This is a genomic window from Gelatiniphilus marinus (genome assembly GCF_042684345.1).
In the GTDB taxonomy this organism is placed as follows: Bacteria; Bacteroidota; Bacteroidia; order Flavobacteriales; family Flavobacteriaceae; genus Gelatiniphilus; species Gelatiniphilus marinus.
The window spans coordinates 760,685-787,253 of the sequence record NZ_JBHULK010000002.1 but is presented as its reverse complement, the minus strand read 5'-3'; the positions used below and the strand labels follow the sequence as shown (position 1 = coordinate 787,253).

21 protein-coding genes and 2 tRNA genes are annotated in these 26,569 nt (G+C 34.3%); 8 read left to right on the top strand and 15 right to left on the bottom strand.

What is annotated here, in order from left to right; all coding sequences use genetic code 11:
- Positions 1-16: 16 nt before the first annotated feature.
- The 11 genes from ACFSQS_RS08635 to ACFSQS_RS08585 form a co-directional block, all read right to left on the bottom strand.
- Positions 17-409 (bottom strand): nuclear transport factor 2 family protein, encoded by a 393-nt coding sequence (locus ACFSQS_RS08635; protein WP_388017117.1) that lies wholly within the window; start codon positions 407-409, stop codon positions 17-19.
- A complete protein-coding gene (locus ACFSQS_RS08630; protein ID WP_388017114.1) occupies positions 409-1,761 on the bottom strand; it encodes a serine hydrolase domain-containing protein in 1,353 nt (450 codons plus the stop codon). Before ACFSQS_RS08630 ends, ACFSQS_RS08635 begins: the two co-directional genes overlap by 1 nt.
- Positions 1,762-1,777: 16 nt before the next feature.
- Entirely contained in the window at positions 1,778-2,575 is a 798-nt protein-coding gene (locus tag ACFSQS_RS08625) for a dienelactone hydrolase family protein (RefSeq protein ID WP_388017111.1), read from the bottom strand.
- 62 nt (positions 2,576-2,637) lie between these two features.
- Entirely contained in the window at positions 2,638-4,308 is a 1,671-nt protein-coding gene (locus tag ACFSQS_RS08620; protein WP_388017108.1) for an amidohydrolase family protein, read from the bottom strand.
- A gap of 175 nt (positions 4,309-4,483) precedes the next feature.
- Positions 4,484-5,629, bottom strand: coding sequence for a serine hydrolase domain-containing protein (locus ACFSQS_RS08615; RefSeq protein ID WP_388017105.1), 1,146 nt, complete (start codon positions 5,627-5,629; stop codon positions 4,484-4,486).
- 121 nt (positions 5,630-5,750) lie between these two features.
- A complete protein-coding gene (locus tag ACFSQS_RS08610) occupies positions 5,751-6,458 on the bottom strand; it encodes a LytR/AlgR family response regulator transcription factor (protein WP_388017102.1) in 708 nt (235 codons plus the stop codon).
- The gene (locus tag ACFSQS_RS08605) at positions 6,451-7,554 is read right to left on the bottom strand and encodes a sensor histidine kinase (protein WP_388017099.1); all 1,104 of its coding nucleotides are present in this window, start codon (positions 7,552-7,554) and stop codon (positions 6,451-6,453) included. The genes ACFSQS_RS08610 and ACFSQS_RS08605 overlap by 8 nt, the downstream gene beginning before the upstream one ends.
- Before the next feature lie 75 nt (positions 7,555-7,629).
- Positions 7,630-8,892: a site-specific integrase gene (locus ACFSQS_RS08600; RefSeq protein ID WP_388017096.1), complete on the bottom strand. Its 1,263-nt coding sequence runs from the start codon at positions 8,890-8,892 to the stop codon at positions 7,630-7,632.
- Between the two features lie 232 nt (positions 8,893-9,124).
- A tRNA-Pro gene (locus tag ACFSQS_RS08595) sits at positions 9,125-9,199 on the bottom strand.
- A 77-nt stretch (positions 9,200-9,276) separates the two neighbouring features.
- Positions 9,277-9,364, bottom strand: a tRNA-Ser gene (locus ACFSQS_RS08590).
- Positions 9,365-9,455: 91 nt separating this feature from the next.
- The gene (locus ACFSQS_RS08585) at positions 9,456-11,504 is read right to left on the bottom strand and encodes an HD family phosphohydrolase (protein WP_388017093.1); all 2,049 of its coding nucleotides are present in this window, start codon (positions 11,502-11,504) and stop codon (positions 9,456-9,458) included.
- A gap of 129 nt (positions 11,505-11,633) precedes the next feature.
- Between ACFSQS_RS08585 and ACFSQS_RS08580 the strand changes: the two genes are divergently transcribed.
- Both ACFSQS_RS08580 and ACFSQS_RS08575 read left to right on the top strand, forming a co-directional pair.
- Positions 11,634-12,812: an acetyl-CoA C-acyltransferase gene (locus ACFSQS_RS08580; protein ID WP_388017090.1), complete on the top strand. Its 1,179-nt coding sequence runs from the start codon at positions 11,634-11,636 to the stop codon at positions 12,810-12,812.
- A 134-nt stretch (positions 12,813-12,946) separates the two neighbouring features.
- The gene (locus tag ACFSQS_RS08575) at positions 12,947-13,696 is read left to right on the top strand and encodes a C40 family peptidase (RefSeq protein ID WP_388017087.1); all 750 of its coding nucleotides are present in this window, start codon (positions 12,947-12,949) and stop codon (positions 13,694-13,696) included.
- A 50-nt stretch (positions 13,697-13,746) separates the two neighbouring features.
- On the opposite strand, the gene ACFSQS_RS08570 is transcribed toward ACFSQS_RS08575, so the two are convergent.
- Entirely contained in the window at positions 13,747-14,997 is a 1,251-nt protein-coding gene (locus tag ACFSQS_RS08570; protein WP_388017084.1) for a tetratricopeptide repeat protein, read from the bottom strand.
- A gap of 18 nt (positions 14,998-15,015) precedes the next feature.
- Positions 15,016-17,580, bottom strand: a complete 2,565-nt coding sequence (gene gyrA, locus ACFSQS_RS08565) for a DNA gyrase subunit A (RefSeq protein WP_388017081.1) — start codon at positions 17,578-17,580, stop codon at positions 15,016-15,018.
- Positions 17,581-17,830: 250 nt separating this feature from the next.
- Here gyrA and ACFSQS_RS08560 point away from each other — a divergent pair, with 250 nt between their 5' ends.
- The 6 genes from ACFSQS_RS08560 to ACFSQS_RS08535 all read left to right on the top strand — a co-directional run bounded on the left by ACFSQS_RS08560 (position 17,831) and on the right by ACFSQS_RS08535 (position 24,104).
- Positions 17,831-20,392, top strand: coding sequence for an ATP-dependent Clp protease ATP-binding subunit (locus ACFSQS_RS08560; RefSeq protein WP_388017078.1), 2,562 nt, complete (start codon positions 17,831-17,833; stop codon positions 20,390-20,392).
- Positions 20,393-20,481: 89 nt separating this feature from the next.
- Positions 20,482-20,850 carry a hypothetical protein gene (locus tag ACFSQS_RS08555; protein ID WP_388017075.1) on the top strand — a complete coding sequence of 123 codons (369 nt, stop codon included), beginning with the start codon at positions 20,482-20,484 and terminating at the stop codon, positions 20,848-20,850.
- A gap of 290 nt (positions 20,851-21,140) precedes the next feature.
- Positions 21,141-21,698, top strand: a complete 558-nt coding sequence (locus ACFSQS_RS08550; RefSeq protein ID WP_388017072.1) for an RNA polymerase sigma factor — start codon at positions 21,141-21,143, stop codon at positions 21,696-21,698.
- Positions 21,699-21,712: 14 nt separating this feature from the next.
- Complete coding sequence (locus ACFSQS_RS08545) at positions 21,713-22,279, top strand: hypothetical protein (RefSeq protein ID WP_388017069.1); 567 nt, start codon at positions 21,713-21,715, stop codon at positions 22,277-22,279.
- Positions 22,257-23,345 (top strand): hypothetical protein, encoded by a 1,089-nt coding sequence (locus ACFSQS_RS08540; protein ID WP_388017066.1) that lies wholly within the window; start codon positions 22,257-22,259, stop codon positions 23,343-23,345. Before ACFSQS_RS08545 ends, ACFSQS_RS08540 begins: the two co-directional genes overlap by 23 nt.
- A 27-nt stretch (positions 23,346-23,372) precedes the next feature.
- Positions 23,373-24,104, top strand: a complete 732-nt coding sequence (locus ACFSQS_RS08535; RefSeq protein WP_388017063.1) for a head GIN domain-containing protein — start codon at positions 23,373-23,375, stop codon at positions 24,102-24,104.
- Positions 24,105-24,171: 67 nt separating this feature from the next.
- Here ACFSQS_RS08535 and ACFSQS_RS08530 read toward each other — a convergent pair whose 3' ends face one another.
- Together ACFSQS_RS08530 and ACFSQS_RS08525 are read right to left on the bottom strand one after the other, a co-directional pair.
- Positions 24,172-25,473, bottom strand: a complete 1,302-nt coding sequence (locus ACFSQS_RS08530) for an MFS transporter (protein WP_388017060.1) — start codon at positions 25,471-25,473, stop codon at positions 24,172-24,174.
- A gap of 277 nt (positions 25,474-25,750) precedes the next feature.
- Entirely contained in the window at positions 25,751-26,569 is an 819-nt protein-coding gene (locus tag ACFSQS_RS08525) for a M48 family metallopeptidase (RefSeq protein ID WP_388017057.1), read from the bottom strand.

Sequence of the window (26,569 nt, the reverse complement as noted above, 5' to 3'; positions counted from 1 at the left end):
TATTGTATTTTAAAAATTACTTATTGTTAACAGAATAGACATTAAGTTTTTTTCTTGATTTTTCTGCATCATAAATGATTTTTAGATTTACAATTTCATTTGTATTATTAAACTCAATAATATCTATTACATCAAATTCAATTCGCTGATTTTGAACAGTTATCCATAAATAGTTGAAGTAAACAGCTATTGTACCAGAATCTATTTCTTTAAAGACCTTTCTTAATTGAATTTTGGAAGTTTTAGTATCATTAATAAGTTTCGTATAGAATTCCTTTGCTCTTATTTTGCCATATATTGGTGAGGTAACGATTGCGTTTACCGCAAAAAGTGTGAGTATTTTTTCAATGTTACCATCCTGTAAGTATTTCAGATAATTTTTTACAATATCTACCTTGGTGCTTTTCATTATTGTTGTTGATTAAAAGTATTATAAATTTTTAGCAATGAGAGCACAATAGGAACAATAGATATTGCTAATATCAAAAAACCAATATCCGGTTGAAAACTTAAGAAAGCTGTAAAAGGAATTTTTGTTATTATGGGAAATCCAATAAACAATAGTATTATTAAAACAATATGTATAATTACTTTTTTAGTTTCCTTCTTTGTATTGTACACTTGTTTTGATTTAACTATTCTTACCGTTTTAAAAGTAAAGAATGCTATTAAAAACGCTATGATAACAACAACTGCAAATCTAAAATAATATTCAAAGTTTGATGTCGATTTTGGTTCATTATTAGTTATAATATGCAGTAATCCTTCCATCAATTCTTCGGTAAACCACATTGAATTTGAATTTGTTAATACGACTAAACCAATTTTGTCATCGGGAAAAATAAATATTCCTGAATTTGAAGTAGCTGTGGTTCCAAGGTGTTGCAACATTCTCTGGTTATTGAACTTACCTTGTTTCCAGCCCATAGCATAGCCAAAATCCCCATCATTCCAAACTTTATGCATTTGTTTTAACAAAGGAATGCCCAAAACTTGACGATTGTAGATGCGCCCGTTATTAAGATTCATCATTACATAATTTGCAAGATCTTTAGTTGTACTGATAATAAATCCTGCTGGAATTGTTGTTCTTGAGTACTCTAATTGTTGAGTTTCGATTGGTACACCCAAATATTGATAATGTGCGTCTACATTGTTTGGGATTTCTGCAGTACTCTTGGGCATATTCAAGTCAAAAAAAATCTTGTCTTGCATATATGCTTGATAAGACGTACCGCTTACCTTTTCGATTACCAAGCCAAGAAGCGTATAGTTTAAATTTGAATATTGGTAGGATGTTCCCGGAACAGTTACATTGTTTATAGTATACCCTTTATTGGCTATATCCTTTAATTCTGGTAATGTTATAAAACCATCTGCTTTTTTTATTCCACTGGTTTGATTTAACAAATGCCTTATAGTAATGTCATTATAAGGGGCTATATTTAGGTTTGGAATGATATCAACTAACTTTGAATCAAAATCAAGTTTGTCTTTTTCAATTAATTTTAAAACTCCAAGAGCTGTGAGTGATTTAGATACTGAACCTATATAATATTGCCTATCTATAATTACATCCTTACCGTACGTTTTATTGAATAATAAATTATCTACATTTACAACAGCAACCGATACACTTGGTATATTAAATTTTTTTAATTCAATACTTATATAATTATCAATCTTTTCAGAAAGTGTTTGCGCTTTAGAAGTACAAAAAAATAATAATGAAATTATTACCAAATAAAAAAATCTTACCATACTACCAACTATCACTTTATTTCAAAAAAGATAACAGCTTAATCATTGCTTGTGCAGCTGCAACCTCATTGTATTGAAACGTATATTTTTCACCCACAACAGGTGGAAATCGCATTTTTTTCCCTTCATCAAGACTTTCTACATCAAAACCGTGATGTGCATTTTCGTAAAAAATAATAGATGTATTGGTATTGTTACCAAAGTATTCTTGTATTGAATTTTTGGAAGTGATTTTATCCAGCTCACCACTTTGTATAAGTATAGGAAGATTACTAATGAGCTTTATTTCTTCTTGATTTGAAGGATAATATAACGCTAAAGATTTAATGTTTAGACTTTCAATTTTTGATGGATTATTTGCTAATAAAACCATTCCTTCTCCAGCAAGCGACCACCCAATGATGCTTCCTTTTTGAGCTTTACTAATATGATTATTTTTTAAAGCCCATTGAATAGCTTGTTCTGTAACCCATAAAATCTTATCACCCGTTGATTCGTCTACTTTTCTACCTGAAACCTTGTAAGCTGGTTTATAATCAACAAGTACAACAGTATATCCTTGTTTATTTAATTTTTTAGCAACATTAAAGTAATGTTCCTCATCTTCGAATATTTTTAAGCCACTTGTGCCAGGTAAGAACACCACCCATTTGCCATTACTATTTATTGACTTTTGCACATAAAAATAATCTTCAGGTTTGTTTTTCCCTTCAATGATATTTGTTGTTGTAGAGCATGAAGTGATTAAGAATAATAAACATAGTGTTGTTAATAATCGCATAATTTTTAAATTTTCTGTAAAGAAAACTGCCATGTATTTATCAGTAAAATTATGTTGATAGGTGGTAGAATTAAATTGATAAAAGGAAGAATAATTTATTTTGATTCGATTTCCTTTAACAGCAACTGTATCTTTTTATCATTAAGCCAATTACCGTTAACCAAAACGCCATTGATATTATCTAATGCATCAAGGTTTTGTAATGGGTTTTTGTCTAATAAGACCATATCCGCTCGCTTTCCTATTTCTATAGTACCAAATTCATTTTCTTTGTTGAGAAACTTTGCTGCATTGGTTGTAGCTGTTTGTAACGTTTCAAAAGGTGTTAAACCAAATTTATTTATAAGTTTTAATTCATAATGAGCACTTGAACCTGGAATTATTAAAGGAAAGCCCATTGCATCTGTACCCATAATAATATTGGCTTTACCGCGAAGTTTTTGTAAGATAGTTTTTTCTGAAAGTGACCAATCTGTTATTTTAAGATTGGACTCTTTCCACCTTGATAAGAAAGTGGTAGTCCAAGGTTCCATAGTTGACCAACGATCTGCAATTGGCTTGTTTAAATATTTTAGCTCATTACTATGATCTAAACCAAACCAGTTTGGACCTTCCAACAACATGGTTGTAAATACTGAAATATTTGAAGATTTATCTGCTAATTTTTCTATTGCACTATTAGTATTCCTAAAAAACAAAGGAATCCAATAACTTATTGAATATGTGAAAATTGAGAGTATTACTATTAAAACAGTTTTAGAAAGGACGTTTTTTATTTTAGAATTAAAATGCTGATTCTTAAAAAGAAATCCCAATAAAACAGAGACTATTACAACAGTTAACAAAAGCATACTATAAATTAACACACTATTACCCACCCAGACCGTATTGAACCAAATTGCAAATAGAAATATATTAGAGCAAAATAAAATTGAAGATAGTAGCCTATTCCTTTTGCTTTTAAAAAACAGTATTATACTGAATATCGATATTAAAAGTAAAGCCCATTTGGTCCATTTACTAAATTTTTGAAAAGCATCAGTGCCATCAGGAATTAAATGATACTCCAAATAAGCACTCAAATGTGCCAATGACATATTCTGATCTAAAATGTTTTCGAAATGTGGGCTAAACATACCATGGCCAGTAATAGGCATATTATTTTCTTTAGCAGCCATAACCAGAGCATCAAAAGTTTCTACTGAAACTCCTTCTGTTGTCAAGTACCTACGTTCTTCATCACTGAAATATTCATGGAACTTGATAAAATCGACTCCTAATGCTTTTTCTTTCAAAACTTGATTTTTAGCTTCTATAGGTGTATTAACAAATGGTTCATTTATAAACTCTCCAGAAGTGTATATATTTGGAACGATTAAACCTTCATTTTTTATTCTGTCCTTCCAAGAGTACAACACACTGTCTCCTCTCATGTTAAATACAGTAGTGATCCCTTTTGAAAGATATAAAGGCGCATTTCTAAACACCTTGTCTTCATCTTTATATAAATGAACATGCCCATCAACAAGTCCCGGAATTAAATATTTTCCTTTGCAGTCAATAATATTGTAGGCGTTTGATAATTGGTTGTTAGCATCAAGAATATCCACAAATTTGCCATTGGACACTAAAACAGTTTTACCCTTTAAGACAGTTTCATTTTTCATTGTAATAACATTTGCATTAGTAAACGCTAATGTGTCATTTTGAGCAGATATTTTAAAAAGGCCTAAAATGAAAAAAATAATTATACTCGGAAGTTTCATAAACTATATTTTAATTTTTAAAAAACAATTGTATAATTTATTTATAAAAGTAATGCAAGGAATTGATTAGCGGTAATAAAAAATTGATTAGTGGAAACACAAGATATTAAAAGTCCTGATTTAGTTTTTTTTATACTAAAATCAGGACTTTATCATCAAATACTAACTATTATAACTAATCTAAAAATTGTCCAAAAAAAGATGCGCAAACCGGTAATAATTCTTGTTCTACATCTGAATTATTAGCTAAAACAATTATAGCTTTTTCTTGTTGAGGTTCAATAAAAACAATAGTAGTAAAACCTCCTGTACCACCAGTATGCCAAAAAACTTCATTACCATTACTTCTCTTAATATGCCAACTTCTTCCTACTGTGACACTTTCATCCGAATATGTTTCAATCTTATTAGTATCTAATACTTCTTTTAAATCAAGATTATCGTTGTAACTATTAAAATGAACTCGTGCATATTTTGTCATATCTATCAAATCTGAATATAGACCTCCTGCTGACTCCCAAATATTCCATGTCCAATAATAACCTTCATTACCATTAGATTTATATGCGCCTACAACATTTTCGTTAGTATTAACAATACCATGAAGCTCCATTTCTGTATTTTGCATGCCTATTACTCCTTCGGTTATAGAACTCATAAATTCTATAATATTTGTATCTGTTTGATATGCCACAATGATTCCTAATAGTGCAAAACCAATGTTCGAATACTCATATTGCGAACCAGGAACCCTATCTAACTGAAAATTATTTAGATAATTGGTTAACCTTGAAAAATCGTAATTTGCATAGGGATTTGATAAATCTCCATAACTCAATATGTCTCCAGGAACTGAAGGCAGACCAGATGTATGGTTTAATAAGTGCTTTAAAGTTACCACTTCGCCTTGATATGATAATTCTTCAATTTCTGGCGGCAATAAATTACTTATTGGCATGTCTTCAGGTATATTATTATCCAACATTAACCTTGTAATTACAGCAGCGGTTAATGTTTTTGTAATGGAACCTACTTCATATAGACTGTTTTGAGTTGGTAGTGAGTTACTGCCTTTATGGGTTTCTCCATAGTTGTAATATGTAGTATTGTTACCATCTAATACAGCTATACTTAATCCTATTCTTTTTGTGTTTTCAATGTATGACAAGAAATTCTGATGAATTGAATTATCTACTTCTGTTGTCAGTGGGTTATCAGTTGCAACTTGGGCAGTTTGAATTCCGTCATCATCTCTACTACAGCTTACTATGGAAATTCCAACAAAGCAAGCTAACATTAATTTTGTTTTTAAATTTTTCATTTTACGTTTTTTAATTAATTCAAGACAAAGCAATACAATGCTTAAATTAATTAATAGTATTATTGATTAGTGGTAAAATGAAGTTGATGAATGGTATTCTGGTAGTAAATATTTAGAAAAATTACTTCTTAAAAAGATTATTATTAACTATAATTTCCATAACGTCTTCTTTCATACGTCTGCTTATTTGTGCTTTATGTTCACCTAATGTTAGCTGATTCCCTTCAATTGAATCAATTTTTGAAACTTTTACAGCGCAACCTCTACTTATTAGCAATAATTCATCTTCTGGAATTTGTTCTAAAAAGGACTTTAAAGGCATTAACACTAAATGCTTGCTACTATCTGTTACTATATTTACATAGTTTTGAGCTGATTCCACCAGTATGATATCTTTTGTAAAAATCTTGACTAGTTTGGTGCCATCCTTAACAAAGAAATAAGATGGATTATTTGTTTCTGATGATTTATTGAAAACCCTAAAGGCTTTGTTTGTAGCCTGTAGAAAACGCTCAAATGTTATTGGCTTTACCAAATAGTCAATAACATCAAATTCAAAGCTTTCAAGCGCATATTGAGAATAGGCTGTTGTAAAAATTACATTTGGTGAGTGCTTTAATGTTCTTAAAAAATCTGTACCTTTTAACTTTGGCATTTCTATGTCTAAAAAAAATAAATCTATTTTGTGCTCATTTAAAAAATTTTGAGCCTCTACTGCATTTTTACAGCTGCCTTTTAAGTTCAAAAAATCTATTTGATTAATATATTTTTCGAGCCCTTCTCTAGCTAAAGCCTCATCTTCTACTATTAAACAATTAATCTTATTCATTTAGGTCTATGGTTAGTTGAATTGAAAAGACATTTTTTTCTTTCTTTATTTCAAGTTTATGATGTTCTGGGTATATTAGTTTTAATCGTTCTTTCGTGTTTTTCAAACCTATACCACTATTTTTTAAATTAATGTATTCTTCGGGAAGATTGTCAATAGAATTTGCAATAGTAAATTTAAGAATACTATCAACAACATTTATGTCACATTTTATATAATTATCTTTTTTGTGCTGAAAATTGCTAACATATTTAAATGCATTTTCAATAAACGGAATAAAAAGTATAGGTGCTATTTCTAAACCTTCAGCTTCATGTAAATTATAATTAAATTCAATGATTACATTATCTTCTTTTCTTATTTTTTCAAGGTTAAAATAATTTTCTAAAAAAAGAAGTTCTCTTGTTAATGATATTCTTTCACTTGAGCATTCGTAAACTTGATACCGTAATAGTTCAGAGAATCTTACTAATACATCTTTTGCTTTCTCTTTATCCTTATCAATTAAATGATAGATACTATTTATTCCATTAAATAAAGAGTGTGGATTGATTTGTGCTTTTAAAAAGTTAACTTCTGCTTGTAGTTTTTCTCTTTCTAGTTGTTCCCTAAAAAATCTATTTTTTGAGTTTTGAATAGGTAATATGTATGCGAAAGACAATATCCAAAAAAGAACATGAACTAAAACGTTGTTAAACGCAAAATTCATAATGGTTAAAAAAGGTAAACCTATCTCCAGATTAAAATTTAAATCCTCATTAGACAAATCTTTTCTTATTTCTTCAAAATGAAAATCTAGAAGACCAATACTCTGCGAATAATAGTAATCGATAAAACTTTCAGAAAAACTAATTATTAGAATAGTAATTATAGCCAATACCCCATAAAGACCAATACTTTTTCTTTTTTTAGGATATAGATATAAAGCATTAAAGTAAACTATAATTGCATTAAAAAAGCTACCATAGATTGATGGTATTAACATGGTTCCCTCTTCAACTTTAAAACCTTGCCAAACCCAATTAGAAGCATTGCAAATAACAATTATAAGAATCCATATAATTAGGTGTAATAATATTTTTAGGCTTTTAGTCATTTCATCAAATTTATACAATTAATCTATTCTTGTATAAAGTATATTTACAAAAGGCTAATTGAAATTGATAAACGGTCAATTGATTTTTTGACGTTTGCAATCTGAAGTTTCTGAATAATTCTTTGATAATTTTAGTTTTAAAGTATTGATATCATCACTCACTTTTCTTTCAATAACCCTTGCATAAATTTGAGTAGTGGCAATTTTTGAATGACCAAGCAACTTTGATACAGTTTCTATCGGAACTCCATTTGAAAGAGTTATCGTGGTTGCAAAAGTATGGCGTGCTATATGAAAAGTAAGGTTCTTTTTGATTTTGCATAAATCCGCAATTTCTTTTAAATATGAGTTGAGCTTTTGATTAGAAATATTAGGGAATAAGGTTTTAGTTTTTCTGGTTTTAATATGGCCTTTGTATTTCTGAATTAATTCTTCAGCCATTGGCAATAATGGTATTTTCAATTTAATATGAGTTTTTTGCCTATTAGTAATAATCCATTTGCCGCCATCTATACCGAAGGTGATATTATCTTCGTTAAGTTTCATTACATCAATGTATGATAAGCCTGTATAGCAACTGAAAACAAATAAATCTTTAACAAACTCCAATCTTTCAATTACAAATTCTTTTTCAATGATAGTTTGCAATTCATCTTCACTTAAAAACTCACGCTCATTTTTGATATAGGTTGGCTTAAATTTTATAAAGGGATCTTTATCTATCCATTCCATTTTATAGGCTAATGTGACCATTTTACGAAGTCGTTGGATATGCTTCATAACTGTATTGTTTTCCATTTGCTTTTGGTGGTCCTCTGGAACATAGGAACGCAAGAACTTTTCAAAGTCAACTAGAAAACGAAATGTTAATTGAGATAAGTAAATGTCTTGGATTTTCTTTTTGGTTAGAAATAGCTTAATATACTTTTGAGTTGTGAAGTAATTTTTTAAAGTACCATAGCTTAAAGATTCGCTCATTTGGGTGTTGTGGTAATCAACCAATGTTAATAAAGAATACTCTTCATTATCTTCTCCCAGAAACCTTGCTTTAATGGATTGAGCACAGATAAACGCTTTTTCTTTTACAAGCTCATCATGAGCTTCGTAAATTCTATTTTTAACCTGGTCTAAATATCTGTTAAGTAATCGAGATTCTTGCTTGTTGCCTCTGGCTCTTCCTTTATTGGAATCCCATTCAGATACAGTTACTTTGCGTTGCAAACTGATATTTGCTCGCTTACCATTTACTGTTATCCGAGCATAAACAGAAACTTGGTTATTAATTTTACGTGAAGCGCTTACCCAAAATGATAAGCTAAAGGTGGTTTGTGATTGCATAGTTGTCGTCTTTTTGTTAAACATTCATTCAAGACGAAAGTCAAATCAACTATTTCAATTACAGTGTTTTAAACATCTATTCGGTTAACACTTTTTTACTTTGCCAACTGTTAACCGAATTGTTAACCGAATTAAACTATATTAATTCAATTCTTATGATAGTCTAAAAACCATAAAACCTTGTAAATCATACGATTTACAAGGTTTTAGTTTCTATTGGTATTAATTTTTGTCGGGGTGGCAGGATTCGAACCTGCGACCTCCGCGTCCCAAACGCGGCGCGATAACCGGGCTACGCTACACCCCGAAAGTGTAAACTCGTTGCGTAATTTATATCGAGTAAAACCGATAAGCTACACAGCAAGTTGGTTATCTAAACTAATGCGGAGAGACGGGGATTCGAACCCCGGGTACCCTTTTGGGGTACGACGATTTAGCAAACCGCTCCTTTCGGCCACTCAGGCACCTCTCCAGTTTTTAAGAACTTTGCAACAAAATTGCGGATGCAAATGTAATATATCATCCGTAAGAACGCAACTATTTTATTTACTTTTTTGTAAAATTTATTCTGGATATTCTATACGCAAATGGTAAATGTTTGCTAACTTGTGCTTTAGCACTTTTTTAATGGACTGAATTTCTTTAAAAGTAATATTGGCATTTAAAAACTGCCCTTCTTCAATTTGCTTGTTTATTATGTTTTCTACAAAAGCTTCAATTTTGCTAGAACTGGGCTCTTTTAAGCTTTTTGATGCCGCTTCTACACTATCGCACATCATTAAAATTGCTGTTTCCTTGCTAAAGGGTTTTGGCCCAGGATAACTAAAATCTGATGTTTCTACTTCTTTGCTTTGTTCTTTTTCCTTCTTGTAAAAATAATAGACCAAGCTGGTTCCGTGGTGTGTGCGTATAAAATCTATAACGCGGTCTGGCAGATTATTTTTACGTGCTATTTCAATACCATCAATAACATGATTGGTTATTATTTTTGCACTTTCGGTTGCCGACAACTCGTCGTGTGGATTAATTCCGGTAGATTGGTTCTCGGTAAAATAAGCCGGATTTTTCATTTTCCCAATATCGTGGTACAAGGCTCCTACTCTAACCAACATAGCATTTGCACCAATTTCGTTTGCCGATGCTTCTGCTAAATTAGCTACGTTTAACGAGTGATGAAATGTCCCGGGCACTTTATTGGAAAGGGCTTTTAGTAATTTTGAATTGGTATCAGACAGTTCCAACAGCGATACATCTGAAACCAATCCAAAAAGTTTTTCGTAAACATAAATTAAGGGCTGAACGAACAAAGTAGCTAAACCGCAAAGAATAAACCAAATAAAAGTTTCCCATTTAAGGGTTTCAATGGTGCCTTCGTGTATTACAAAAAAAGCAAAATAGGCCACAATGTAGATGAGCGTAATTTGACCCACCGAAATAAACAGGTTTACCCTTTTGTAAAGCTCAGAAACCGTTAATATTGTTACGATTCCAGCAATTATCTGAAGAAACATATACTCGTAACTATTCGATACAACAAAACCCAATAACAACACTGTAATTACGTGCACGAACAAGCCCAATCGCGCATCGAAAAAAGCCTTTAGAACCAATGGCAAAATACAAATGGGCACAACATAAATATATTTTAAATTGTAATTTACAACCAAAGTTGTAATAAAAACCATTAATAGAATATTAAAGAAAATAAAGGTAACCTTGGTGTTGTTTTCAAATACATCTGGCCTGTACTTCCGTAAAAACAACAACAGCATTAACAAGGCCAAAGCTACAAGCAATGTATAGGCAAACAATATCCAGTAATAACTTGATTTGGCCCAAACCTGCGATTCGTACTCAGATTGCAAGGACTTTAGAATTTGATATTTATTGCCCCCGATAACTTCGCCTTTGGAAATAATCAAAGTTTCTTTTTCCACACGGCCTCTTGCATAGGCGATTTTGCTGAATTCTTCCTGCAAAACCTTGTCTGTTGTAGATTTATCGAAAACCAGATTGGGTTCTATCAAATCAAAAAACAAAGACACAAAGTTTTTTTTATACTGCAGCAATTGTTGGTTTGAAAGCACATTTTCTATAACCGATACAACTTGGTCTTGTTTTACTAAGTTGGAGAACAGCACCTTGTCTTTCTCCACACGATTCTCTAACAAAGCTACTATTTTGTTATCCGGAAAATTGTAATCTTCATTTAAAATGCCAAATTGGTACAATTCTTCAATAATAATTTTCCCGGATGTGTACAAGTTATCCAAATCTAAAGCAGGAATAGAATCTGGAAATGCATTTTTAAATTGGGTTTTAAACGCATTTTTCACACTGGTTTCAACAGCCTTATCTACCTTAAAATACAGTATCGAATTTTGGGTTAGGGTTTGTTTTTCTTGTTTAATTTCTTCATCGGTTTTTTTTACGGCAAAATTAAAGGGCGCATATAAATTTTCAGACTGCCAAGGTTTTCCTCTTTCAAAATTGTATTTAAACTTCCCGCTTTTCGGAAAAAGATACACGATTAAAACCGTTGCGCATATAAAAAGCAATGCTTTGTAAATTAAGGCATGGTTTCGGTAAAGTTTGTTTACAAAATCTTTCATTTTATATTTTTAGCATTTTCAAATGTAATAAATTTCTAGGCCTTTTCTGTTTTTTATAATATGCTAATCGTTGCTAAATTCTATTAAAAATTGATTATTTTCGTTGCAGAAAACCTAAGTACAAAAAAAATGAGTAGAACCGTTGTTATAGTATCTGCCGCAAGAACGCCAATAGGCAGCTTTATGGGCGCGTTATCAACAGTTCCAGCTACTAAGCTGGGAGCCATTGCCATTAAGGGCGCGTTAGAAAAAATCAATCTTAACCCAGAAATGGTCGAAGAGGTTTTTATGGGCCATGTTATTCAAGCAGGAACCGGTCAAGCCCCTGCAAGACAAGCCGCCATTTACGCCGGCATACCCAATACTGTGCCTTGTACTACAGTTAATAAAGTTTGTGCTTCTGGCATGAAATCGGTTATGCAAGCCGCTCAAAGCATAGCACTGGGCGATGCCGACATTATTGTTGCCGGCGGTATGGAAAATATGAGTTTAATTCCACATTACCTTTATGCAAGAACAGGTACTAAGTTTGGACCAAACCATTTGATTGATGGTATGCAAAAAGATGGTTTAGTTGATGCTTACGACCAAAATGCTATGGGTGTTTGCGCCGATGCTTGCGCCAATAAATATGAGTTTTCTAGAGCAGATCAAGACGCTTTTGCATTACAATCATATACACGCGCTGCTGCTGCTTGGAATGTTGGAAAATTTGATAACGAAGTGGTTCCGGTTGAAGTGCCCCTGCGCCGTGGCGAACCTATTATTGTTACCAAAGACGAAGAATTTACCAATGTAAAAATTGAAAAAATACCACAATTACGCCCTGCATTTACCAAAGATGGTACAGTAACCGCAGCCAATGCCTCAACCATAAACGATGGCGCTGGAGCCATGGTTTTAATGAGTAAGGAAAAAGCAGAGGAATTAGGCTTAAAACCGCTAGCAACCATTACAGGATATGCAGATGCGGCCCAAGAACCCGAATGGTTTACAACGGCTCCTGCTAAAGCATTGCCAAAAGCCTTAAATAAAGCGGGCTTAACAATTAACGATGTCGATTATTTTGAATTTAACGAAGCTTTTTCTGTGGTGGGATTAGCCAACATGAAAATTCTCGGGCTCAATGATAGCAACGTAAACGTAAATGGTGGCGCGGTTTCCCTTGGCCACCCGTTAGGCTGCTCTGGTGTTAGGATTCTTATTACTTTATTAAATATTTTAGAGCAAAACAAGGCTAAAATTGGCGCAGCAGCTATTTGTAACGGTGGCGGTGGCGCATCGGCAATGGTTATTGAACGACACTAATATTTGATATTTTTTATTGTTATTATTTATTGATTATGAAACATATTTTTAAGCTTCAACTAAAAACCTTATTGTTTTTTTACCAATTTTAAGGCATCGATAATTAATAGAAATACAAATAGACAATAACTTTTATGCAGTACGGAATTTGTAATTTAGGCATCGTTTCACTTAGGGTTGAACCGTATGATAAAAGCGAACTTACCTCGCAGGTTTTGTACGGAGATTTTTTTAAAGTTTTGGAACAACGTAAATATTGGAGCAAAATTAGACTTGATTTTGATGATTACGAAGGTTGGATAGACAACAAACAATACCTAGAAATCACAGAAGAACAATACTATGCCTTAAGCAAAGAACCCCCAAAGTTATCGGCCGATTTAGTGGAGTTTATCCACGATAAAAACGAGCAATTATATGCCATTCCTTTAGGTGCATCGCTTAACGGGCTAGCTATTTTAAATCATGGTTTCGATGGCCATTCCATGTCGGGCACAGCATTAAAAAACAACTTAATAAACACAGCTTTTTTATATTTAAACGCGCCTTATCTTTGGGGCGGAAAAACACCATTTGGTATAGATTGCTCTGGCTTTACGCAAATGGTTTACAAATTAAATGGTTACAAATTATTAAGAGAAGCTTCCCAACAAGCAACACAAGGTGAAGCACTTAGTTTTATTGAAGAAAGCGAACCCGGGGATTTGGCTTTTTTTGATGACAACGAAGGCATAATTACTCACGTTGGTATTATAATGAAAGATAATTACATAATTCATGCCTATGGCAAAGTGAGAATTGATAGGTTAGACCATTCCGGTATTTTTAACGTAGATAAAAAAATGCACACACACAAACTTAGGGTTATTAAAAAAATAATATAAAAAAAGCCGCAAAATTGCGGCTTTTTTATGTAGTGATAACGAAACTTAAATTAGTTTCCAGCTTCAATAGACTCAATCTTATCTTTTATTGCTTTATACTTAGCGGTTTCCCCTATAACACTGTAAATATTCATTAGTGTTTTGGCAGCGTTAAGGTTTTTGGCATCGATACCTAAAGCCTTGTCTAGATAAGGAATGGCGCTTTTGTATATATTTTGGCGCTCTTCCCTTAATTCATCATAGCGCTTGTCATCAGCAGCAGATGTTCCAAGGCCGTTCATTTCATCTATAATTGCTTTTTCGCCATTTAAAATTAAAGCCGCCATGTTTATGTAGGCATTTATGTAACTGGGGTCTAGCTCTATAGCTTTATCGTAATATTTTTTTGCAGCTTCATTATCTTCAGACTCGGCAGCAATTACACCTAAATTGTATTGTAGTTCTGCGTTTTCAGGGTCTTTTTGCGTGGCAAGTTCCAATAATTTTTTAAACTCCTCTTTATTGCCCATTTTATAATGTACGTTAGCCTCAGATAACAATAGGTTAATATCATCTGGACTTTCGGCTCTGGCGTCCTTCATCGCTTCTAGCGCCTTTTCGTTGTCGCCTTTGCTTACATAAATTAGGGCCACGTTTTTTACGATTTCGGCTTTTTTAGATTCTGTTAAGCGCTCACCTGGTTTTATATGGCTTTTCGCTTTTACAAAAAGATCGCGGTTGGTCTTGTCTAAAACCTCTTCTTCGCCTGTTTCAACATTTGTGGCAAAATATTCTTTTTGGATACCTGTGTAGCCTAATTGCTTAAGTTCTTCGTATAATTTTAATGCTCTATCATATTCTTGAACGTTTACTGCCGTTGCAGCAGCGTAATAAAGAAACAAAGTGTCTTTAACCGAGGTTCTGTAAGCGTGCTCAAAGTGTTTTGATGCTGCCGAAAAATCTTTGTCTTCGTAGGCTTTGTTGCCTTTGGTTAATATGTTGTTGGTCATGTTTTCTTTAAGCTCAGCGATTTCAGCAGTAAAAGATCCTTCAACTTGGTTTAAGCTCTCTAAAGCCTTATCGATATCTTCGCCAGAGCCAGCGCCTCCGGCATATAATGCTTGCCCTAACAGGTAGTAATACTTGGCTTTGTTTTTTTCGTCCATAGAAGCCATTAAAGCTTTGGCTTGATTTAGTGCCGCTTTAGCTTCAGCGAAATTTGTTCCTTTTATAGCTTTCTCTGCAGCTCTCAATTCCTTTTTTTGGGCAAAAGAGAATGCACTTATTGAAAAAGCCAAAGCTATAATTAATTGTTTTTTCATTGTATTAATAATATTTAGTTATTTGTCTGTATTGTTTTCGTTTTCATTGTTATCAAGAGTTGTGCCATCATCAGAATCACTAGTTTTTTCAATGGTTTCTGGATTTGCAATATTACCATTTTCATCTAATTCAACCTCATCCTCGTCGTGCATTACTTTGGCAACCGCGGCGATGGAATCGTTTCCTTTAAGGTTAATTAATTTTACGCCTTGGGTGGCTCTTCCCATAACCCTTAGATCTTTAACTGCCATACGAATGGCTATTCCAGATTTGTTGATAATCATTAAATCATCATCGTCGGTTACATTTTTTATAGACACTAAGTTACCTGTTTTTTCTGTAATTGAAATGGTTTTTACGCCTTTTCCGCCTCTGTTGGTAATTCTGTAGTCTTCTAAACTGGAGCGTTTTCCGTAGCCGTTCTCTGAAACTACCAGGATATCGCTTTCCATATCATCGACCGCTACCATACCTACTACCTCATCGGTTTGCTCGTCTTGTAAACGAATACCACGAACACCAGAAGCGCCACGACCCATGGGCCTGGTTTTGGCTTCTTCGAAACGGATGGCTTTACCAGATTTTAAAGCCAGCATCACTTGGCTCTCGCCCGTAGTAAGCTTCGCTTCTAATAACACATCGTCTTCTTTAATGGTTATGGCATTAATTCCGTTTGTACGCGGACGCGAATATTGCTCTAAAGATGTCTTTTTAACTTGCCCTTTTTTTGTGGCCATAATTACGTAATGGCTATTGATATAATCTTCATCTTTTAAATCTTGGGTACAGATGAATGCCATTACCTTATCGTCTTGCTCTATATTTATTAGGTTTTGAATGGCTCTTCCTTTTGAGGTTTTGCTGCCCTCGGGGATTTCGTAAACACGCATCCAGAAACATTTTCCTTTTTGCGTAAAAAACAACATGTATTGGTGGTTGGTGCCCACAAACAGATGTTCTAAGAAATCTTCGTTTCGTGTTGTTGATGCTTTTTGGCCAACGCCGCCTCTGTGTTGTGTTTTGTATTCGGTTAAAGAGGTACGTTTAATATAGCCTGCGTGCGAAATGGTAATAACAACTTTTTCGTCCGGAATCATGTCTTCAATACTTAAATCGCCACCAGCATATTCAATGGTTGAGCGGCGCTCGTCTCCATATTTGTCTCTTACAACTTCCAATTCGGCTTTAATGATGTCCATACGACGTTCTTTTTTATCTAGAATATCTTTTAAATCTTCTATGGTAACCATTAAATCTTCGTACTCCGAACGCAGTTTGTCCTGTTCTAGACCTGTAAGCTGGCGCAAGCGCATTTCTACTATGGCCTTGGCTTGAATTTCAGAGAGTTTAAAACGTTCAATTAGTTTTTCGCGAGCTTCATCTGCATTGGATGAGGCACGTATAAGCGCGATAACCTCATCAATATTATCTGAAGCTATAATTAGCCCTTCTAGTATATGGGCACGTTCTTCCGCTTTGCGCAACTCGTAAGTTGTACGGCGTACCACCACATCGTGCCTGTGCTCAACGAAATAATGAATGAGTTCCTTTAAATTCAATAATTGCGGACGCCCATTAACCAGCGCAATGTTGTTTACGCTAAAAGATGATTGCAACGCGGTGTATTTGTAGAGTTTATTTAAAACGATGTTTGGAATGGCATCGCGCTTTAATACGTAAACGATGCGCATACCGTTCCTGTCTGATTCATCTCGAATGGATGCAATGCCATCCATTTTCTTTTCGTTAACCAAATCGGCAGTTTTTTTAATCATGTCTGCCTTATTGATCTGATAAGGGATTTCTGTAACTATAATACACTCTCGCCCGTTTACCTCTTCTATGTTGGCTTTGGCTCGCATAACTATACGGCCCCGACCTGTACGAAAGGCTTCCTTTACCCCATCGTAACCGTAAATAATTCCTCCGGTTGGGAAATCGGGCGCTTTGATGTGCTGTATTAATTCGTCAATTTCAATGGCGTTGTTTTCAATATAAGCTATGGTACCGTTTACCACCTCGGTTAAATTGTGCGGGGGCATGTTGGTAGCCATACCCACGGCAATGCCCGAGGCCCCGTTAACCAAAAGCCCGGGGATACGGGTTGGCAGTACCGTTGGTTCTTGCAAGGTATCATCAAAATTCAATTTATGATCTACGGTTTCCTTTTCAATATCTGCCAACATATCTTCAGATATTTTACGCATGCGGGCTTCGGTATAACGCATTGCTGCCGGACTATCGCCATCAATAGAGCCAAAGTTACCTTGGCCATCAACCAACATGTAGCGCAGGCTCCACTCTTGAGCCATACGCACCATAGCGTCGTAAACCGAAGTATCGCCGTGTGGATGATACTTACCCAAAACCTCACCTACTATTCTTGCAGATTTTTTATGTGCTGAGTTTGCCCTAACTCCTAATTCGTGCATGCCGTAAAGCACGCGCCGGTGTACGGGCTTTAAGCCATCTCTTACATCGGGTAAGGCACGTGACACAATGACCGACATTGAATAATCAATGTATGCCGATTTCATCTCATCTTCAATATTAATAGGGATCAATTTTTCTCCTTCTGCCATAAATATTTTAATTAAGTTTTTATGAGTTTTTCAAAACGTGCTAATATAATTATTTCATTAGTCATAGCAGGTGTTTATCTGGTATTTTTTCTTGTTATTTATTAACAATTCCGCATCGGTTTTTAGTTGATAAGTAAGGGGGCTAAAATTTTGATTTTATGAAGTTTTTTTCGTCAATTAGCATTTTAAGGAATAGTTTTTGCCTTAAATAAAGTATTATTATTATTTTTAATGCAGAAAGGAACAAGTTATGGATGATAATTTTTCACCAAGAGTAAAAGACGTAATCGCATTTAGCAAAGAAGAAGCACTTAGGTTGGGGCACGATTTTATTGGTACCGAACATTTAATGCTTGGGCTTTTGCGTGACGGTAACGGTAAGGCCATCAATATTTTAAACGCCCTAGATGTTGATTTGAACCACTTGAGGCGCAAAGTAGAAATATTAAGCCCTGCAAACCCCAATATTGCCGTGGTCTCTAACCAAAAAAAGAACCTGCACCTCACAAGGCAAGCAGAACGCGCTTTAAAAACAACGTTTTTAGAGGCTAAATTATTTCAAAGCAACTCAATAAACACGGCTCATTTACTTTTGTGCATATTGAGAAACGAAAACGACCCCACTACCAAGCTTTTAAATAAGCTTAAAGTTGATTATGACAATGTAAAAGAACAATTTAAACTTATGATTACCAACGATAACGAATATCCAGAAGCCTTGGGTGAGCCAAAATCTGAGTCGTTTCAAGATGACGATTCTGGTGCCCCAGGCGATGCCTCAAAAGACAATATTTTTAACGCCCCAACCGGAAAGGCCAACAAAAAATCTAAAACCCCTGTTTTAGATAATTTTGGGCGCGATTTAACAGCCTTGGCAGACGAAGGCAAACTAGACCCGGTTGTTGGTCGGGAAAAAGAAATTCAACGCGTCTCGCAAATATTAAGCAGGCGAAAGAAAAACAACCCGCTTTTAATTGGCGAACCTGGAGTTGGCAAATCTGCCATTGCCGAAGGTCTGGCACTGCGTATTGTAAAACGAAAAGTATCGCGAATTCTGTTTAATAAACGTGTAGTTACATTAGACTTAGCAAGTTTAGTTGCAGGCACAAAATACCGCGGGCAGTTTGAAGAACGTATGAAAGCCGTAATGAACGAGCTTGAGAAAAACGACGATGTTATTCTATTTATTGACGAAATACATACCATTGTTGGTGCTGGCGGCGCTACCGGAAGCTTAGATGCTTCCAACATGTTTAAACCCGCTTTAGCAAGAGGTGAAATTCAATGTATTGGTGCCACAACACTTGATGAATACAGACAATATATTGAAAAAGACGGTGCTTTAGAACGCCGTTTCCAAAAGGTAATTGTTGAACCAACAACAGTTGAAGAAACCATAGAAATACTTAACAACATAAAAAGCAAATACGAAGAGCACCACAATGTGGATTACACACCCGAAGCCATTGAAGCTTGTGTAAAATTAACCAACCGCTACATGACCGAACGCTTTTTACCAGACAAGGCCATCGATGCTTTAGACGAAGCTGGATCGCGTGTGCACATTACCAATATCGATGTACCCAAACAAATCATCGAATTGGAAAAACAACTTGAAACCGTAAAAGAAACTAAAAACTCGGTTGTTAAAAAACAAAAATACGAGGAAGCCGCAAAACTTAGAGATGACGAAAAACGCATAGAAAAAGAACTCGCCATGGCCCAAGAAAAATGGGAAGAGGACACCAAACTAAATCGTGAAATTGTTACCGAAGACAATGTTGCCGATGTGGTATCTATGATGACGGGCATTCCGGTAAACAGAATTGCCCAAACCGAAATCAACAAACTTGCCGAATTGCCCAATTTAATAAAAGGCAAAGTTATTGGGCAAGACGAAGCAGTTGCCAAAGTAGTAAAAGCCATCCAGCGTAACCGTGCGGGTCTTAAAGACCCTAACAAGCCCATTGGGTCGTTTATATTTTTAGGCCAAACCGGAGTTGGCAAAACGCAGTTGGCCAAAGTATTATCGCGCGAGTTATTTGATAGTGAAGAGTCGCTGGTTAGAATAGATATGAGCGAATACATGGAAAAATTCGCCATTTCCAGATTAATAGGTGCCCCTCCAGGATATGTTGGTTACGAAGAAGGCGGCCAATTAACCGAAAAAGTAAGACGCAAACCCTACGCCGTTATTCTTTTAGATGAAATTGAAAAAGCACACCCAGATGTGTTCAACATGTTATTGCAAGTACTCGACGATGGCTATTTAACCGATAGCTTAGGCAGGAAAATAGATTTTAGGAACACCATAATTATAATGACTTCAAATATCGGCGCACGAAAACTCAAGGATTTCGGAACCGGTATCGGCTTTGGTACCGCATCTCAAAAAGCTCAGGAAGATGCCAACGCGGTTAAGATTATTGAGAACGCCCTAAAAAAATCGTTCGCTCCAGAGTTTTTAAACAGAATAGACGATGTGGTAGTTTTCAATCCGTTGGAAAAAGATGACATCAACAAAATAATCGATATCGAATTAGATAAACTTTTGTTGAGAATTAAGGATTTAGGTTACATTTTAAAACTTAGCAAAAGCGCGAAAGATTATATAGCAGACAAAGGTTTCGATAAGCAATATGGTGCAAGACCACTAAAGCGAGCCATTCAAAAATATATTGAAGACGCTTTGGCCGAAGAAATCATTTCGTCTCAAGTTCAAGAAGGCGACAAAATAAATATAGATCTAGACAAAAAAGAACAAAAACTTAAAATAACCATTGAAAAAGCCGAAAAACCAACAGAGTCTTAGTGCTTAATTGTTAATACAATAAAGAAAAGCCCAAAAAAAAGTTGTTTTTTTTGGGCTTTTTTAATTTAAATAATCACTAAATTAGATTTATGAAAAAAACCTTGACCCTATCTTTAGGTACTTTTTACATATACAGCAATTATTTAGTTGCCGAAATAAACCGTGGAGAAACCGTAACCATAGAATCCAATGAGTTATTGGAGGATATAGCCCAGAAATATTTCGGTTCAAAAAAATTTGTATATATAACACATCGTATAAATTCGTATGCGGTAGATCCCCTAACCTATACCCGAACTTCACAAATAAAAAACCTCGCTGGTTTTGCAGTAGTATCAAAAAACTATGTTGCCTTAAGCAATGCCGAGATTGAAAAAATATTCTTAAAAAAACCTGTCGGGTTATTTAGCAATCTTGATGAAGCTATAGATTGGGCGCAATCCATTCTTAAGCCATAAAAATTACATTCCTTTTTTTGTTTTCAAGGTGCTTAAAACACATTCACTTTATCAATGCAGTTAAAAACAGTTAAAAACTGCCCGTATTTCATTACTTTTATTATCCTTAGAATTATCGTGGCTTGTAAAAAAGCCCTTCATAAATAAATTTGCTCCCAAATTTTCTATAAAAAACATAACGAGATAATGGGCCTGTAAAATAAAGCTGCCACCGTTGGGTCTTTATTTTTTTGGTAAAACTGTAACAAACCTAAAACCATGTAATCTTTACTATAAGAATTTGTTTTTTTTTGACGCCAACTAAATTAAATACCGAAGAGCTTGTAAAGCTATGTATAGCTAAAAACCAATCTGCACAATTGGAAATTTACAACCGCTACTACAAAGCTATGTACAATACCGCACTGCGAATTGTAAAAAACAATTTTGAAGCAGAAGATGTTATGCAAGACTCTTTTTTGTTGGCCTTTACAAAATTAGAGAGCCTTAAAGACATAAAAATATTTGGCGCCTGGCTAAAACGAATTGTTATTAACAATAGCATTTATCATTATAAAAAGAATAACAAAATACACGAAGTTCCTTTGGATGATATTTTGCATAAAGTTGAAAATAGTAACGATGGCATCAACAGCAATAACGAGTTTACAACACTAAAAGCCCAAGATGTTCTAAACACCATAAAAACCTTAAAAGACAATTACAGAATTGCCTTAACCCTAAACCTTATTGAAGGTTATGATTATGAAGAAATAAGCGAGATTATGAGAATCTCAAATGCAAACTGTCGGACTACCATATCGAGAGCAAAAGCAAGTTTAAGACAAAAATTGCAAGCAGCAGTTTAAATAGATAAAAAAAGATGAGTGAAAATACTTTAGACCAATTATTTAAAAGACTGGAAAAAGATTTTGATACTGAAACCCCATCGGCAAATCACGAGCAACGGTTTTTAGATAAATTGAATAAAAATGGCGCGCTACAACAAGCTAAGGCATATAAACAAAGGCGTCGTTTATTAAAACCTTTAATTGGTGTAGCCGCCTCTTTGGCATTATTAATGGCACTTTTTATTGGATTAAATAAAAATGAAGCGTCTAACGATTTAGCAAGCGTATCGCCTAAAATGGCAGAAACCCAAAGCTTTTTTACTTTAACCATTGCAGAAGAATTGAATAAAATTGAAAAAGAAGCCTCGCCAGAAACCAAAATTTTAATTGATGATGCCTTGCAAAGAATGAAAGCTTTAGAAACCGAATACGAATCGTTAAAAGATGATTTGGCTGAAAGTGGCGACGACAATCGCGTTATTTACGCCATGATTTCCAACTTTCAAAATAGAATAGATTTACTACAAAACACATTACAACAAATCAATACAATTAAACAACTTAAAAACATAAATAATGAAACCAGCACCACTATTTAAAACACTAATATTGATATTTATGTTGCCACTTTTTGTTACGGCCACAACAGATAAAAGCGGTAAATACACCAAGAAAAAAACCATCAAAAAAAAATATTCAGTCGCATCAAACGCACTCCTGAGTGTAGATAACAGCTATGGAAACATAGACATTGTTACTTGGAACGAAAACAGAATCGTATTTGAAATAACCATTACCACAACAGGAAACGACGAAGAAAAAGTAAAAGAAAAACTTGATGATATTACTGTAGAATTTCAAGCATCTCCTTCAAATGTTTCAGCGAAAACCAAATTCGACAAAAGCAAATCAAAATCGTGGTGGAATTGGAAAGGAAAAAATAATGTGAAAATGAAAATAAATTACATTGTTAAAATCCCAATCACCAACAGTGTATCATTAAATAATGACTACGGAAACATAAATGTTGACAAACTTAAAGGTAGGGCCGAAATAAACTGCGATTACGGCAAAATAACCACAAAAGAACTACTGGCCGATAATAATTCCATTAACTTTGATTACAGCAAAGGCTGCTATTTCGAATATATAAAAAGTGGCAAGATTAATGCAGATTACAGCAGCTTTACCATATCTAAAACAAACTCCATAAGCATAAAAGCAGATTATACCAGCTCAACAATAGAAATAGCAGAAAATGTATCTTATAATTGCGATTACGGCAACATTAAAATTGAAAAAGCCAATAATATTACAGGAAACGGCGACTATTTAACTACCATAATTGGCGATGTTTATAAAAACATAGTGCTTAAAGCAGATTACGGAGCTATTAAAATAAACAACTTAACCCAAAATGCTGGTAATGTAACCATTGATTCAGATTATGTTGGTATAAAAATTGGCTTTGCTCCTTCTTATAATTTTAATTTTGATATAGATTTAGACTATGCATCTTTAAAAAGCAGTGATGGTTTAGAATTTTCAATAAGAAAAGAAAAAGGAACAAGTAAATATTACAACGGGTATTACGGAAATGCCAATTCTGGCAACACTATTAAAATTGAATCGGATTACGGTAGCGTATCATTATCAAAAAATTAACAATCATTAATAAAAAAAAACGAACAGATGAAAACATTAATTAAAAAACAAACCCTATTAGTTTTTGCAAGCTTACTGGTTGCAACAACGTCTTACGGCCAATGGAAATCTATTAAAGGCAATGGTAATATGACTACCGTAAAAAGAACTACAGATAGTTATAACGCCATAAAATGTGCTGGCTCTATGGATTTTATTTTAGTAAGTGGCACCGAAGGAAGCATAACCATTGAAGGTGAAGAAAATTTACTTCAATATATTGCTACCGAAGTAAAAGATAACGTTTTAAAAGTAAAGGTTAAAAACGGTAAAACCCTAAAAACCAGTAGAAACAAAACCATAAAAATCACCATTCCTTTTGAAGACATTAACAAAGTATCGCTTGCCGGTTCGGGCGACTTATGGAATGAAAATGTAATAAACGTAACTAATCTCGATGTTGCTTTGGCGGGTTCGGGCGATATAGATTTAAATGTAAAAACCACATCAATTACGGGCTCTGTCGCAGGCTCTGGAGACCTTACCATAAAAGGAAGCACTAATAATTTAAAGGCTAAAGTTGCTGGCTCGGGCGATTTTCACGGATTCGATTTGCAAGCCAACAACACAGAGGTTTCGGTGGCTGGTTCGGGCGATGCCGAAGTGGTAAGCATCCAAAATTTAAAAGCAAGAGTGGCTGGATCTGGCGACATTGAATACAAAGGCAATCCAGAAAAAAAAGACACTAAGGTGGCTGGATCTGGAAGCATTTCTGGTTAATTGCCAACCAAATATTAAAGCATAATAAAAGTCGCCCAAAAGCGGCTTTTTTTCTGTTGTACAAAATTCAAATTCGGTTTTTTGGCACTCTAAGCAATAAAACAATCCCGAATAAAAAGAAAACAAATAAAAACAAAATGGCATTACGCATGCTACCTGTAATTTGATCAATGGTTGCAAAAATAACCATGCCGAATACTATGCCTATTTTTTCGGCAACATCATAAAAACTAAAATACGAAGTGGTATCATCAGTTTCTGGTAAAAATTTAGAATAGGTCGATCTTGCTAAAGCTTGAATACCGCCCATTACCAAACCAACTATTGATGCTGCAATATAAAACTGCATGGGTGTTTCCATAAAATAAGCATAAAAACATAAGCACATCCAAACAATATTTACAGCAATAAGCGTTTTAATATTGCCGTATTTATTGGAAGCTCTTGAGGTTAATAACGCTCCAAATACTGCGACAATTTGTATCACCAAAATACTTATAATTAAACCCATTGTTTTTTCGCTATCGCCACCCCAAGCTATTTCTTCTTCGCCAAAATAAACAGCTACTAGCATAATAGTTTGTACTGCCATGCTAAATACAAAAAAAGCATACAAATACCGTTTTAACCTTAAATCCTTCTTAAGCTGTTTCCAAACAAGTTTCAATTCTTTTAATCCGTTAAAAACAACAGCTCGCGTTACTTTATGACCAGATGATGTTCCTTTAGGTAACCAATAAAATGAATATTGACTAAATAAAGCCCACCAAATTCCAACCGTTACAAATGAATAACGCATCATTTGCATTTTAGCCGCACCATCATCTTGACTCATTACCATAATTAAATTAACAATTAGCAATAGCACACTACCAATATAGCCCATTGAAAACCCTTTGGCACTAATAGCATCTTGCTGCTCTTCAAAAGCAATATCTGGTAAATACGAATTGTAAAACACTAAGCTTCCCCAATACCCAATAAGTCCCATAAAATAGAATAACAAACTTAAATGGATGCCATCGGGTGAAATATCAAACCAATATAAACCAATACATCCTGCGCTACCTAAATAACAAAAGAACTTCAAAAAGTTTTTCTTGTTCCCTACATAATCTGCAATACCAGATAATATGGGCGACGTAAAAGCTACTACTAAAAAAGTAAATGCCGTTACAAAAGTGATTAGTGCCGTACTTTTAAACTCCATCCCGAAAGCTTGCACATTTTTTATTTCTGAAATGAATAGCGATGAGTAAAATATAGGAAATATTGATGATGCAATGGTAAGTGTGTAAACCGAGTTTGCCCAATCGTAAAACGCCCAAGCATTAAGAAGTTTTTTACTTCCTTTTTTTAGTTGATTCATAAAAAGTGTTTCGCTTTAGTAAATAAACTTTTATCACATAATTTATGAGGAGGCTGCCTAAAAAGACTTTTGAATTTAATTTATCAGGTTAAGCTTGCCGAAAACAATCTTGATTATCAATAAGTTAAAATATTCCAACAAGCTCAATATGACATAAAACTAGACTTTTTAGACAGCCTCTATTAAAATAATACATTATCGTTTCTTATTTTAATAAAAAAAGCCACTCTTTTAAGAGCAGCTTCTAAAGTAATCAAATATTTTAAAAAAGATCCATTTATTCTCTAAATGACGTTACACCAAACTTTTTAGCTTCGGCTTTTGCTTGTGGTGCCAATGCTCTTAGGTTTGCAATACGCGAATCGTTTGATGGGTGTGTACTTAAAATCTCGGGCGGTGCTTTTCCGCCGCTATTGGCTTTCATGCGTTTCCATAATTCGGCAGCTTCATCGGGGTTATAACCTGCTATGGCCATCAAATATAAGCCTATTTTATCGGCCTCTTCTTCATGAGCTCTACTAAAAGGTAGCATAACGCCTACTTGAGATCCTATACCATAATATTGGTTAAATGCATTTCTAGATTTTTCATCTTTAATGGCTACATTTCCTGCAACTGCTATACCTTGTTGTAAATATGCGGCACTCATACGCTGTTGCCCATGGTTAGCTAGAGCATGGGCTACCTCGTGCCCCATTATAGCGGCAACACCTGTTTCGCTCTTTGCAATTGGCAATATACCTGTATAAAACACAATTTTACCACCAGGCATACACCAAGCATTAACAGTTTTATCTTCAACTAAAGTATATTCCCATTTGTAGTCATTTAAATAGCCTTGGTGTCCGTTGGCATTTAACCAGCGTTCTGCTGCAACTGCTATGCGTTGCCCAACACGCTTAATCATCGCTGCATCTTTTGTTCCTTTTACCACTTTATTTTCATTTAAAAACTGGTCGTATTGAGCAAATGCGGTTGGAAATAATTGAGAGTTTGGCACTAAAGCCATAGTTTTTTTTCCGGTAAAAGGATTTTCGGCACAACAAATAAAAAATAATGCCAACCCAAATAGTATAAGTGTTTGTTTAAATTTCAT

Bases quoted from the DNA above. Each gene is read 5' to 3' on its own strand.
- ACFSQS_RS08615 (WP_388017105.1), bottom strand. From the start codon at position 5,629: ATGAAAAATTTAAAAACAAAATTAATGTTAGCTTGCTTTGTTGGAATT.
- ACFSQS_RS08535 (WP_388017063.1), top strand. From the start codon at position 23,373: ATGAAAACATTAATTAAAAAACAAACCCTATTAGTTTTTGCAAGCTTA.
- ACFSQS_RS08610 (WP_388017102.1), bottom strand. From the start codon at position 6,458: ATGAATAAGATTAATTGTTTAATAGTAGAAGATGAGGCTTTAGCTAGA.
- gyrA (WP_388017081.1), bottom strand. From the start codon at position 17,580: ATGGCAGAAGGAGAAAAATTGATCCCTATTAATATTGAAGATGAGATG.
- ACFSQS_RS08525 (WP_388017057.1), bottom strand. From the start codon at position 26,569: ATGAAATTTAAACAAACACTTATACTATTTGGGTTGGCATTATTTTTT.
- ACFSQS_RS08575 (WP_388017087.1), top strand. From the start codon at position 12,947: ATGCAGTACGGAATTTGTAATTTAGGCATCGTTTCACTTAGGGTTGAA.
- ACFSQS_RS08630 (WP_388017114.1), bottom strand. From the start codon at position 1,761: ATGGTAAGATTTTTTTATTTGGTAATAATTTCATTATTATTTTTTTGT.
- ACFSQS_RS08625 (WP_388017111.1), bottom strand. From the start codon at position 2,575: ATGGCAGTTTTCTTTACAGAAAATTTAAAAATTATGCGATTATTAACA.
- ACFSQS_RS08580 (WP_388017090.1), top strand. From the start codon at position 11,634: ATGAGTAGAACCGTTGTTATAGTATCTGCCGCAAGAACGCCAATAGGC.
- ACFSQS_RS08545 (WP_388017069.1), top strand. From the start codon at position 21,713: ATGAGTGAAAATACTTTAGACCAATTATTTAAAAGACTGGAAAAAGAT.
- ACFSQS_RS08570 (WP_388017084.1), bottom strand. From the start codon at position 14,997: ATGAAAAAACAATTAATTATAGCTTTGGCTTTTTCAATAAGTGCATTC.
- ACFSQS_RS08585 (WP_388017093.1), bottom strand. From the start codon at position 11,504: ATGAAAGATTTTGTAAACAAACTTTACCGAAACCATGCCTTAATTTAC.
- ACFSQS_RS08620 (WP_388017108.1), bottom strand. From the start codon at position 4,308: ATGAAACTTCCGAGTATAATTATTTTTTTCATTTTAGGCCTTTTTAAA.
- ACFSQS_RS08530 (WP_388017060.1), bottom strand. From the start codon at position 25,473: ATGAATCAACTAAAAAAAGGAAGTAAAAAACTTCTTAATGCTTGGGCG.
- ACFSQS_RS08555 (WP_388017075.1), top strand. From the start codon at position 20,482: ATGAAAAAAACCTTGACCCTATCTTTAGGTACTTTTTACATATACAGC.
- ACFSQS_RS08540 (WP_388017066.1), top strand. From the start codon at position 22,257: ATGAAACCAGCACCACTATTTAAAACACTAATATTGATATTTATGTTG.
- ACFSQS_RS08560 (WP_388017078.1), top strand. From the start codon at position 17,831: ATGGATGATAATTTTTCACCAAGAGTAAAAGACGTAATCGCATTTAGC.
- ACFSQS_RS08635 (WP_388017117.1), bottom strand. From the start codon at position 409: ATGAAAAGCACCAAGGTAGATATTGTAAAAAATTATCTGAAATACTTA.
- ACFSQS_RS08605 (WP_388017099.1), bottom strand. From the start codon at position 7,554: ATGACTAAAAGCCTAAAAATATTATTACACCTAATTATATGGATTCTT.
- ACFSQS_RS08600 (WP_388017096.1), bottom strand. From the start codon at position 8,892: ATGCAATCACAAACCACCTTTAGCTTATCATTTTGGGTAAGCGCTTCA.